Source organism: Paenibacillus sp. Dod16, assembly GCF_049893405.1.
In the GTDB taxonomy this organism is placed as follows: Bacteria; Bacillota; Bacilli; order Paenibacillales; family Paenibacillaceae; genus Paenibacillus_AQ.
Genome location: NZ_JBNDYG010000014.1, coordinates 1 through 12513 on the forward strand (window position 1 = coordinate 1; position 12513 = coordinate 12513).

6 protein-coding genes are annotated in these 12513 nt (G+C 53.5%); 4 read left to right on the plus strand and 2 right to left on the minus strand.

Annotated elements, in window-relative coordinates:
* A partial coding sequence (locus tag ACPV3A_RS12490; protein ID WP_426199821.1) for an AraC family ligand binding domain-containing protein occupies nt 1-542 on the minus strand: 542 nt, incomplete at its 3' end.
* A gap of 153 nt (nt 543-695) precedes the next feature.
* Here ACPV3A_RS12490 and ACPV3A_RS12495 point away from each other — a divergent pair.
* On the plus strand, nt 696-2015 hold the full coding sequence (locus tag ACPV3A_RS12495; RefSeq protein ID WP_426199822.1) for a sulfatase-like hydrolase/transferase: 1320 nt from the start codon (nt 696-698) through the stop codon (nt 2013-2015).
* A gap of 113 nt (nt 2016-2128) precedes the next feature.
* Here the strand turns inward: ACPV3A_RS12495 and ACPV3A_RS12500 are convergent, their stop codons facing one another.
* Entirely contained in the window at nt 2129-4045 is a 1917-nt protein-coding gene (locus ACPV3A_RS12500) for a beta-N-acetylhexosaminidase (RefSeq protein WP_426199823.1), read from the minus strand.
* 389 nt (nt 4046-4434) lie between these two features.
* On the opposite strand from ACPV3A_RS12500, the gene ACPV3A_RS12505 reads away from it, so the two are divergent.
* The 3 genes from ACPV3A_RS12505 to ACPV3A_RS12515 all read left to right on the plus strand — a co-directional run bounded on the left by ACPV3A_RS12505 (nt 4435) and on the right by ACPV3A_RS12515 (nt 12469).
* Nucleotides 4435-9384 carry a pullulanase gene (locus ACPV3A_RS12505; protein WP_426199824.1) on the plus strand — a complete coding sequence of 1650 codons (4950 nt, stop codon included), beginning with the start codon at nt 4435-4437 and terminating at the stop codon, nt 9382-9384.
* A gap of 637 nt (nt 9385-10021) precedes the next feature.
* Nucleotides 10022-10765: a hypothetical protein gene (locus ACPV3A_RS12510; protein WP_194540534.1), complete on the plus strand. Its 744-nt coding sequence runs from the start codon at nt 10022-10024 to the stop codon at nt 10763-10765.
* A gap of 15 nt (nt 10766-10780) precedes the next feature.
* Entirely contained in the window at nt 10781-12469 is a 1689-nt protein-coding gene (locus ACPV3A_RS12515) for a VWA domain-containing protein (RefSeq protein WP_426199825.1), read from the plus strand.
* Nucleotides 12470-12513 lie beyond the last annotated feature (44 nt).

Consider the following 12513-nt stretch of genomic DNA (forward strand, 5'->3'; position numbering starts at 1 on the left):
TCCGAAGCAGCCGTAGCAGCGGGAAGGCGCTGGTCCCGGTTGGGATCGATGCTGTGAATCAACTGGAATCCCAGCGACATCAGCTGAAGGCTATGGTCCTGCTGGGGCTGCCGGAGCAATCGCTGAATGTCCGTGATGACAGCCAAGGCATCGTCCCTGAAGGCATTTTGACGATAGGGCCGTTCCGGACATAAATCGACATGCTTCAATATGGACGGCATCAACTCGCCCATAAAGGCCGTCCAGGTGATCATGGTAGACGGCTCGTCGCAGTCCTCGACATATGTATAGACCGAGCCGGGGAAGAGGCAGAAGAGATCGCCTTCCGACAGGGAGATGCTGCTGCCGTCCCATCCGAACCGCACCTTGCCGCTGGCAACGAAATGTATACTATAAAATTCGACCGACCGGGGATCGACTTTTTCCGTGAAAAAGGGGTGGGATCCGGATTTGAATATCCATAATCCCAGTTGAGTCTCAAAGTGAGCCGGGTTGTTAAAGTATTCTTCTCGGGATGGCCGCTGATTCACTGTTAAACTCATGTGTCCTCCTTCCACCTATAGTGATCAATTCTTTTGTTACTGCTATGATGCAACATATTGTATAACGATTGCAAGGATGGAGCATTCCGTATTCGTCCGCCAAAAGGTACGATGATGAGGAACAAGTCGAGCATAGTAGAGGTGAATGGAGATATGAAACAACCGAATTTTATCGTGATTTATTGCGATGACTTAGGCTATGGGGATCTTGGATGCTACGGTTCGGACACCGTGAAAACCCCGCATCTGGACGGGTTGGCTGACGAAGGCATTCGTTTTACGAATTGGTATTCGAATTCCCCGGTCTGCTCTCCGTCACGAGCCTCTTTATTAACGGGCAAGTACCCGGCCCGAGCGGGAGTCGACGAGATTCTGGGGGCGAAGCGCGGTTCGCATGGACTGTCTGCCGACGAGGTGACGTTGGCCAAGGCGCTCAAGCCTGCCGGGTACAGGTCGGCGCTGTATGGAAAATGGCATTTGGGCTTGTCCGAGGAAACCAGCCCGAATGCGCATGGATTTGATGAGTTTTTCGGATTCAAGGCAGGCTGCGTCGATTTTTACTCGCACATTTTTTACTGGGGCCAAGCCCATGGCGTCAACCCCCTGCATGACCTATGGGAGAACGAAACGGAGGTTTGGGAGAACGGCCGATACATGACCGAGCTGATCACGGAACGATCGGTAGATTTCATTCAGCGGTCGCGGGAGCAGGAAGCTCCGTTCTTCTTGTTTGCGTCGTACAATGCGCCGCACTACCCGATGCATGCGCCGCAGGAATATATGGACCGGTTCGCGCATTTGCCTTGGGATCGGCAGGTCATGGCCGCCATGATTGCCGCGGTGGACGACGGCGTCGGGGAGATCGTGAAGGCCCTGAAGGAAGCTGGCTGTTACGAGGATACGGTCATTTTCTTCTCCAGCGATAACGGACCGTCCTCCGAGAGCCGGAACTGGCTGGACGGAACGGAAGACGTATATTACGGGGGAAGCGCGGGGATCTTCCGGGGGCATAAAGCAAGCCTGTTCGAAGGCGGAATCCGCGAACCTGCCATATTGAGCTGGCCGAGCGGTTGGGAAGGCGGGCAAGTGCGCGATGAGGTGGCGGCCATGATGGACATCGCACCGACTTTTTTGGATCTGGCCGGCGTCGATCCGGCGGCAGGACCGCTTCAAGGCGTTGCGCTGGACGGAAGCAGCCTGAAGGAGATGCTGCTGATGCGCGAGCCGTCGCCGCATAAGCAATTGTTCTGGGAGTATCAAGGCCAACTGGCTGTCCGGGAAGGGGATTGGAAGCTGGTGCTGAACGGGAAGCTCGATTTCGACCGCGTGGTTTCCGATCAGGTTCATCTGTCCGATCTGTCCAGGGATCCCGGGGAGCGCACCAACCTGGCGGACCGTTACCCCGAGATCGTGGAACGGCTTAGCCGGGATGTGCGAGACTGGTATGAGGAAGTGCAGCGTCACGAATCCTGAGCGTGAATAGAGCATATCATCTATGCCTCAGCGATAAATGTAAAAAGAGTCCCGGCAACCGGGGCTCTTTTTGTTTGGGATGAATGGTATGAGCTGAAAAGCAGCTTTGATCCTTAAAAAGGATTCAGCACATGGTAGAACACGTTTGGCGAAGCCATGCGGTAATAATGGCTGCACCAGCCGACTCCCTTGTGATTGTCGCGGTTGGTCGTGCTGAACACCAGCCGTTCCTGCTCAAGCTCCTCGATCCGTGCCGTCCGTCCTTCCACGTATTCCAGAATGCGGAACGATGCTGTGTCCAGGCGAGTGATGACGCCGCCATAACGGATGTCGATGACCTCCCAGCCAAAGGGCTTGAACATCCGGTGCCACTGCGTGCGGTGGGCAATGCGCAGCTCTTGAACGGCTTTGGAGATGGCAGGGAGCACGTTCTTGGCCATATGCCTTAAGGTATCGGCGTCCTTGGCATCATAGGCTAGCTTCAGCAGAATGCCGATTTCGCTCTTGCGTTTGAGGACGGCGCTCAGCTTCTCCGGCATCTCAAACAGATAGTCCAGCTCGGCCGTGCTATCGCGCTTCGCGCGCAGGTTTTGCTCCAGCTCGGCATAGTGGTTCGAGAGGTCCAGGCCTTCGATCTGTTTGTCGAACATCCCGAGGAGCACATCCTGATACAGCAAAAATTTGGACGGGTTGCTCTGCTTGGCGTTGTTTGGCTCCTGGCCGGGAATCTCGTCCAGATCCTTCAGCAGGAGGAACGCCTCCATGTCGATGCCCGTACAGAATTTCACCCGTTCCGCCAAGCGAGCCGGGGAAGGCTTCTGTTCCGAATAGGCATGCTCAGCATAAAGCTGCAGACCGAGCAGCGCCGCGAACGGATTTCCTTCGTTGCCGTCGTCGCCCCACATCGTGGCGTATACCTCACGGATTCCTTCCTGCTTGCACACTTGAAGCGCAACATTCGAAGCGTTCAGGGACAACCCGTAGTTGACGCCGAATGTGTTGAAGATCCAGACGGCTCCCGCAAACACGAGGTTGCAGCCCAGCGGGCGGTGATTGGCGATCAGCTTCTCATAGTCCTCCGGCTCCATGTGGGTATAGTCCCAGTAAACCATGTCGACATCCTTCGGGATGCGGCGGGCCATATCCTCCGGAATCGAGGTGTCCTTGTCGTAATACGCCGCATCGCCGCCTCCACCGGCAGCGAGCTTCAGGAACATGTCGCTCCACATCATCGGCTTCAGGCCGCGCTTGCGGACGGCAGCCAGGACTTTGTCCAGATGGGCGATCATGATGTCGAAACGGCTCACATAACCGTTGTGATCCAAATATTTACCCCGTCCGAGCTCCTCCGCTTCGTCCATCCCGATATGAATCTTGTTGCTGCGGAACGGAGCGCTGGCGGCCTCGATCATCCGTTCAATCAGGGAATCGGTCTGCTCGCTGCCGACGAGCAGGGCCCCCTTCGTATCTCGGTAATGCTTGATGGGCTCCCACTTCAGAAACTCCTCCAGGTGCGCCAAGGTTTGGATGCTTGGAAAAGCCTCGATGCCGAATTGATCGGCATAATCGTCCATCTTTTTCAGCTCCGCCTGCGTGTAGCGACCGCGCATATAACCGAAATACGGCTCGTCTTTGATCTCATAAGTATCCTCCATGTACAGCATCACGCTGTTCATCCCCATCAGGGCCATCTTGTTCAGCATGAGCTTGAAGCTGTCCACGGTCAGCACAGCGTTGCGGGACAGGTCGAACATCGGGCCGATCTGGTCAAATTGCTGACGTTCGTGAAGGTGGAACGAATCGCTTTGGCGGCTGTGTTGAACCAGCAGGCCGAGTCCCCGGAAAAATTGATGTTTTCTTCCGAAACGAATATAGGCGTGGTCTCGGTCCCTGCCGACCTCCAGATCGCCATCGGACAAGGCTACCTCAACGGGGATGCCGTTATCCCCAAACTCGACGCCAAGCTCATCCAGCAGCAGCTGAATGCCTGGCATAACATCCGTAACAGCGCCCTCGAAACGAAATTCCATATGAATTCCCCCTGCATCCATGATTTTGCGAACATTAAACATTATATCATTATAATGTTTAATGTTATGGGAATCCTCGCGGGAAATCAATCCTAAGTTTGCGATCCCCGCTTGAGCCGCAAAATTCATGATAAAAAACAGGTCAAAATGTGGTTGACGAGAAGGAACCTCGATACTACAATAAATGATGCAAACGTTTCCATTTTAATCGCTTTCATCTATATTTGTTTCATTCTATATTTCGAACATATTCTCTAACTCTTGTCAGTAATTGTCGTACTTTACTTGATGGGAGCTCAAAGCTGTTTATGCAAGCGTTTGCGCATTTATTGGCATCAACATCGTATCAGCTGTACCTAATCCAAGAACAGAAGGAGGCTATTTGTTTCATGAGAATGACGGTTTCAAGCAAACGGACGTGGTCCATCATGATGATTGTTTCGCTGATTTTCTCCATGCTCGGCATTCCGCCATCAACGGCCGATGCCAATAGCGCGCCAAGCCAGGTTACGCTGGTGGGGACTTTGCAATCTGAATTAGGCCATAGCGCGGATTGGGATCCGGCTGCCGCCGCGACAACCATGCACGATATGGGGAACGGAGAATACAGGTTCACCGGCAGCTTGCCCGCGGGATCGTACGAATACAAGATCGCGATCGACGGCAAGTGGGACGAGAATTACGGCTCCGCCCATTATTCCAATCCCAGCGGAGCGGACAAGGACGGCAACATCCTCATAACGCTCGCTCAAGATTCCCAGGTTACCTTTTATTACAATCATGGGACTCACCGGATCGCGGATTCTACATACTACGCTCCGATCGAGGCGGATCAGCTTCCCCGAGTGATCGGCAGCTTCCAATCGGGCATCGGCGAAGCGGCCGACTGGTCGCCTGCGGATGCGAGATTGATCATGCAGGATTCCGATTATGACCATGTATACACGGTGACGGCCGACGTGTACGAGGGGGATCATGAGTACCAAATCGCTTTGGGCAGCGATGCGGCAAGTCCGGTTCACCCCGCTAATCGGGAGGCGCTTCAGCTGCCGCAGGACGTTAAGGTTACGTTCAGCTACGATGCGGCCAATCACGGCGTTGCCGCTCATTTCACGGTACCCGCCGATCCGGGAACGCCGGTGCCGGCTAACCATCTGCGTGTCCATTACAACCGGGCTGACGCGAATTACGGGAGCGTCGGACTGTGGATATTCGATGACGTCGCATCCCCGTCCGCCAATTGGCCGGCAGGCGCAACGCCATTCCCTGGCGGGCAGCAGGACGCCTACGGGGCCTTCGTCGACATTCCGCTCAAGGACGGCGCCCAAAAAGTCGGCATCGTCGTTGTCGATCGTTTCAGCGGCAATAAAGACGGCGGCGATAAGAAATTCACCCTAGCCTCTCCGGACATGAACGAAGTATGGCTCAAGGAGGGCTCCGATACGGTATACAGCTTTGAGCCAGTTGACCTGCCTGCGGATACCGTGCGCATCCACTATCAACGGCAGGATCAGAACTATGGTCCGTACGGTTTGTGGATATGGGGTGAGGATGTCGCTGCGCCTTCGAAAGACTGGCCGACGGGGGCTACCATGTTCCCTTCAGGCCAAACCGACCGATATGGCGCTTATGTGGACATTCCGATGAAGCCGGGAGCCCAGAAGATTAACTTCCTCGTGCTGGATCCGGCCAAAGGAGACGCCGGCAAAGACGGAGGTGACAAGGGCTTCTCCCTGGTGGATCGATACCAGCATCTGTTCATTCAAGAAGGCGACAACACCGTCTACACATCCCCGTATCGGGAAGTGCCTACCGGGTTGGTCTCGGCCGAAGTATTAGCTCCGGGAAGGCTCCAGCTCGGATTTACCATGACCGATGGTTTGGAAGCAGATACGCTGAAGAATGAGCTGCTGATTAAGAATAAGGACGGCCATACGGTTGCCATTCAAAACGTGAAGGTTACCGGAAACACGACCATCGAAGCATCGGCATCATTTCAGCTGGATCAGATACCGCTAAGCGTAACCTACGCCGGAAAAACCGTATCCGCCTCCACCGGCTGGAGAATGCTGGATGAGATGTACGCTTACGACGGCGATGACCTCGGGGCGACTTATCAGGCTGGAGGAGCCGAGCTTAAGCTGTGGGCACCGACGGCGACCGAAGTCACCGCAAATGTGTACGGCAAGGATGATGCCACGCAGTTTATCGGCAATGTCGCTCTCCAAAAGGGTGATAAAGGGGTATGGTCGGTTCGGTTGAAGCCGGGAGACCTCGGCATCCAAGATTTTAGAGGATACTTTTATCAATACGAAGTGACCAACAACGGCGTGACGAAAACCGTGCTGGATCCATATGCCAAATCCATGGCGCAATTCAGAGTGAACACCAAGGGCGAAGTTGGACCGGACGGCGATACCGTCGGAAAAGCTGCGATTGTCGATTTGAGTCAAACGGATCCCGCCGGCTTCGATTTTGCGGACATTCCTGGCTACGAGCAGCGGGAAGACGCCATCATCTGGGAGATTCACGTCCGGGATTTCACGTCCGATCCGACGATTGAGAACGACCTGCATAACGCGACTTGGGGATCCTACGATGCGTTCAAAGAGAAGCTCGAATACATCAAGTCCCTGGGCGTCACCCATGTTCAGCTGCTGCCCGTGATGGCTTGGTATTACGGTGACGAAGCGGCCATGAAGAACAGGGAGCTGGATTATTCGGCCAAAGACAATGAGTACAACTGGGGGTATGACCCGCACAGCTATTTCTCCCCTGACGGTGCTTACTCTGAAGATCCAACGGATCCCGAGCTTCGCATCAAAGAACTGAAGGCGATGATTAATGCCATTCACGAGGCGGACATGGGCGTCGTATTGGACGTGGTCTACACCCATATGGCCAAGGCCGATTTCTTGAATGATATCGTGCCGAACTATTATGCGTTCCAGGACGCCAACGGCAATTTCATCGGCGGCTTCGGCAACAATCTGGCGACCAACCACAAGATGGCCGAGAAGCTGATGGTGGACTCCGTAAAATACTGGTTCAACGAATACAAAATCGACGGCATGCGCTGGGACATGATGGGTGACGCCACCTACGAAGCCGTGCAGAACGCTTATGATGCGGCTGCAGCCATCAACCCGAAAGCGCTGTTTATCGGCGAGGGCTGGGTCACTTTCGGCGGTCATCTGTCGGATCCTTCCTTGGCAGGCAAGGGCGCAGACCAGAATTGGATGGATAAAACGGATAACGTCGGCGTTTTCTCCGATGAGTTCCGCAACGAGCTGAAATCCGGCTTCGGCAACGAAGGCGAGCCACGATTCATTACGGGCGGCGCACGCGATATCCAGACTATCTTCAACAATATCAAGGCGCAGCCGAGCAACACGAAGGAAGATGATCCGGGTGACATCGTTCAATATATTGAAGCCCATGACAATTTGCCGCTGTACGACATTATTGCGCAGTCCATCAAAAAGGACCCGTCGATTGCAGCGAATGACCTGGAGATCCATAAGCGCATTCGCCTGGGCAACCTGCTCACCTTGACTTCGCAAGGAACGGCGTTTCTCCATGCAGGACAGGAGTACGGGCGGACCAAGCAATGGCTGGGCTCGGGGGTACCCGAGCAGAAATATCACGAATTAGAGGATGAGGCAGGAAACCGTTTCGGTTATTTCATCCATGATTCCTACGACTCCTCCGATGCCATCAACATGTTCGATTGGGAGAAAGCGACGGATGAAGCCAAATATCCGGAGAACAACAAAACGCGGGAATATACGACCGGACTGATACAGTTGAGAAAGTCGTCCGATGCATTCCGCCTTGGCGATCAGTCGAGGGTGAACTCGAACGTGACGCTGCTGCAGATTCCCGAAGTAAAAGCGCAGGATCTGGTCATCGCCTATAAGAATAAAGCGACGGACGGAACCGGCGATTATTATGTGTTCGTTAATGCCGACAACCAGTCGAGAACGTTGACACTTAATGAAGATCTGACTTCCGGCACGGTGGTGGTCGATAACGATGAAGCCGGCACGACCGGCGTCAAAGCGAAGTCCGGCTTCACGTTAACCGCCGGCTCGATGACGCTTGAGCCTCTGACGGCCATTGTGATTAAAATGAATGCGAAGATCGATGACGGCGGCAGCGGCAGCAACCCTGGCAGTGGAAACGGAGGCGGGGGAGCGGGCGGCAATCCGCCAACCGATCCGGGAACGAAGCCAAATCAGGGTCAGCGGATCGTTAACGAAGAGTCGCTGCGCGGCGGGCAAGAGAAGGTGACGATTCAACTCGGTGCCGAGGATATCGAAGTTCTCCTGCCGCTGACGGCAGGGGACATCCTGGGGACGAAGCCGCTGGAACTGAAGCAGGACGGCGTGATGGTACAGCTTCCGTCCGCACTGCTCAAAGCGCTGCGACAGCTCGTACCGGCCGAGCAGGCGAAGGATGCGGTTATCTCGTTTAAGCTGGAGCAGGTTGGATCGCAGACAGCTGCCTCACTCATAGCCAAAGCAGCAATTGCCGAGAAGGCTAAATTGAAGCAAGGCAGCAAGATGTATGACTTGAGTCTTTCCGTCCGTACGAAAGACGGCAAGGCATATAAGCTGGAGCATTTCATAACACCTGTAACGATTGGCTTTGCTGTCGACAGCGCCATTCACGGCAAGCTGGCCGGCATCTACCACATCTCGGATATGGGTCAATTGAAGTATGCCGGCGGAAAGCCGGTAAACGGGCAGCTGACGGCTGAAGTCAGTCAATTCAGCTACTACGCCGTGCTGGAATACGACAAATCGTTTGCCGACCTTGCCGTTCATTGGGCGGAGCAAGCGGTAAATGAGCTGGCAGCCAAGCATATTGTGAATGGCACCGGCGATACAATATTCAGTCCGCATCAGCAGCTGACTCGTGCACAATTTGCCGCGATGCTCGTTCGTGCCCTGGGCCTTGAAAGCACGCAAGACACGGCCTTCACGGATGTGGACGGCGATGCATGGTATGCTTCGGCGGTTGCGGCGGCTTACCAGCACGGGCTGGTGAACGGCAGAGGCAAGGGCACGTTCGCACCGAACGCGGCGATCACACGCGAGGAGCTGGCTGTCATGCTCTACCGTGCATATGGAACCAAGGGGAACGCCTCTCCTTCGCCAGAAGCACCGGATCTGAAGGATAGGAAGCAAATTTCTTCATGGGCACTTCAAGAGGTGAATGAAGCCCTTGCCCTTGGCTTAATGAAGGGGCATGCCAATGGCACGTTTACGCCTCAAGCCAAGACCACCCGTGCGGAAAGCGCTCAGGCTGTGCTCAATTTGTTGGAACAACTCTGAATCAACACAGATTTTTTTAAGCAAGAAGATTTAATAAGGAACAGAGCCCTGGATGATTCCAGCGGCTCTTTTACCGTCATACGAGAAGCATTTTCTTTTTTTCCTTACTCAATCCGCCTTACAGATAGCAAGTATGCATTCCTTGCCCACCGCGGATTCCCGTACGCAGGATTACATCAGGGGGCGATTTGGATGATCAATAGTTCGGCTGGGTCCTGAACTCAGCCGGCGAGCCCTTCTCTTAATAAATAGAAGTCTTTCAGGCAATCCCTGAAGGACTTTTTTTGCGTCTTTTGTAGCAGAACCATTGGATTATTTATGTGATTTTGTTATAGTTACCCTGATCTAGCTTGCCTCAGCTCGGCCTCCTGTTCTTCCAGCAACTCTCTGCGTCTGCACCTGGCGTTCAAGGCACACGACGAAAGTGTGAACGTCTTGACCAGGTGAGGTTCTGGATACAAAAGTTGGAGTGGATTGTAAAATCGGCAGGCCTATCGCGCGAGGAAAATGCATCTAACTTCGATTTGAGACGTAGTATGTGTTATATCCTTATGTATCTATGTTTTACGGATGTTTCAAAGGGCGGTTATAGGTCGAATCAGTCATCGCTCTATAGGAGTAGGGGAGGTGTTAATTCTTGAATGGCTCGAAATCCGTGAAGCTGCTCCTGCTTATGGCGGTTATCGCGATCGTGAATATTGTCCTGGTCTCGCCCGGGCTGCTTGGATTCCAAATCGGCGGCGACAGCGCCTTCCAGTCGGCATTGGTCATCACCGTATGGGTTGTCAGTGTTCTTGCACTCTTTTATGGCAGTTATGTCTTGTTATTCAAGCCTCCGGCTGCGAAGGCGATCCAAACGATTCAGACCCGTGAGGATTACATAGACGCGCTTCACCATTATCGTAACGTGAAAGTGCTGAAGAATGATATCGCCCTTGCCCTGGACCAATTGGAACGAATCGAGAAAAAGAGAAATGCGCTGCTGAATGTCCTGGGTCAGCGTTTTGAACAAACGGAGCTCAGTTACAAGAAATTCATGGCGGTCATCGATGAGGTGGAGAAGCTATTCTATCTCAATATCCGGGGGATTCTGAACAAGCTGGGCGTCTTCGCCGCATCTGATTTCACCCGCATGGCCGATCAGCCCAAAGCCTCCCAGCTATCCGGCAAGGTGGCGCAGAAAAAAACAGCTCTGTACCAAGAGTATCTGGCTTACGTAACCGGTTATTTGGAGGCGAATGAGGAGATCATGCTCAAGCTCGATAAACTGCTGCTGGAGATTTCCTTGCTTGGCAGCACCGATTACCGGGATGTGGAGGAGATGCCCTGCATGAAGGAAATCGATATGTTAATCAAACAAACCAAACTATATAAGCAATAAGAGAGGGAGATGATTATGCGAAGCAAGGGTAGTGCCTTTGTTGTATTAGTGGCCATTGCAGTGGTCGTGTTTGTTCTGGTGTACGCGGGGATCGCGTTAACCTCGAACCTGGGCAAGAGCGAAGCCGAGGTCGATTCGGAAGGCGCGGCTAAGAAAATCAACAAAATCTACAAGGACATTATGGTTACGACGGCGGACCCGATAAAAGGTCAAGTCGATCTGGACCCGGTGGCCGTAGCAGACTCCCTGCCCGATATATCCAAATTCCCGATCTCGGTTGAGAATACAACGGACTTATACGTCGAAATATTTTCTTCTCCCGAGAAAGCAGGGCCGGGCATTGACGGATGGCTGAATGAAGTGGCAACGGAGTTCAACAACTCCAAGCCGGTGGTGAACGGACAGCCGGTATCCGTGAAGATCCGCAATATTGCTTCGGGAACCGCAACCGATTACATAACATCCGGGAAGTACGTGCCGGACGCTTTTACCCCTTCCAATGAGCTGTGGGGGGAGATGGTTAAGGAATATGGCGTTAAAGCCGAGCTAGTATCCAAGCGTCTCACGGGGAACGTGACCGGCGTTGTAACCCGAAAGGCCAAATACGACGAGCTGGTGGAGAAGTACGGCTCCTTGAACGTCAAGACGCTGACGGATGCGATATCGAATAATGAGTTGGCGATGGGGTATACGGATCCTTTTGCCAGCTCGACGGGTCTTAACTTTCTGACCACGGCCCTTAAAACGTTTGACAGCTCGGATCTGCTTAGTGAAAAAGCGGTACAGGGTTTCGAAAAATTCCAGGCGAACGTCCCTTTCACGGCTTCGACCACGATCCAGATGCGCGATGCGGCGAAGTCCGGTATGCTGGATGCCTTTGTTCTGGAGTATCAGACCTATGTCAACGCGGCGGATATGAAGAGCGGTTATGTCTTTACCCCGTTTGGCGTAAGGCATGACAGTCCTTTGTATGCGCTCGGGAAATTGCCGCAGGAGAAGCTGGAGATCATTAAGAAATTCGCGGCGTTTGTCGAGCAGGACAAATACCAGAAGATGGCCGACAAAAAAGGGTTCAATGGTCTGAATGATTACCAATCCGAGCTTGAAGTTGTTGACAGCAGCCTGCTGCCGTCCGCCCAGAAGCTGTGGAAGGAGAAGAAGGACGGCAACAAGCCGGTTGCGGCCGTGTTTGTGGCGGATGTGTCGGGGAGCATGGACGGTGAGCCGTTAAACCGCCTCAAGGAATCGCTGTTGACGGGACAGAAATATTTGGGCCGGGACAACAGCATCGGCTTTGTATCGTACTCCACGGATGTCACGATTAATCTGCCGATCGGCAAATATGACTTGAATCAGCAATCGATGTTTGTCGGGGCAATCAACAGTCTTGAAGCCAGCGGGAATACCGCCACCTTTGACGGCATTGCGGTGGCGATGAAGATGCTTCAGGACGAGATGGCGGCGAATCCGGACGTGAAACCTCTGATTTTTGTGCTGAGTGACGGAGAGACGAACGTTGGCCACTCCCTTGACGATATTCGGGAACTGATCCAAGCCTACAAAATCCCGGTGTACACGATTGGCTATAATGCGAACATCCAGGCGCTTCAAAGTATTTCCAGCATCAATGAAGCCGCCAGCATCAACGCCGATACCGATGATGTCGTATACAAAATCAGCCAGCTGCTGAATGTGCAGATGTAGCATCAATACAAGCGATATAAGAGTTAACAAGAAACTTGGAGGAG

What these genes read in the sequence shown, in the direction of transcription:
- ACPV3A_RS12500 (WP_426199823.1), bottom strand. Translation starts at nt 4,045, where the DNA reads ATGGAATTTCGTTTCGAGGGCGCTGTTACGGATGTTATGCCAGGCATT.
- ACPV3A_RS12515 (WP_426199825.1), top strand. Translation starts at nt 10,781, where the DNA reads ATGCGAAGCAAGGGTAGTGCCTTTGTTGTATTAGTGGCCATTGCAGTG.
- ACPV3A_RS12495 (WP_426199822.1), top strand. Translation starts at nt 696, where the DNA reads ATGAAACAACCGAATTTTATCGTGATTTATTGCGATGACTTAGGCTAT.
- ACPV3A_RS12505 (WP_426199824.1), top strand. Translation starts at nt 4,435, where the DNA reads ATGAGAATGACGGTTTCAAGCAAACGGACGTGGTCCATCATGATGATT.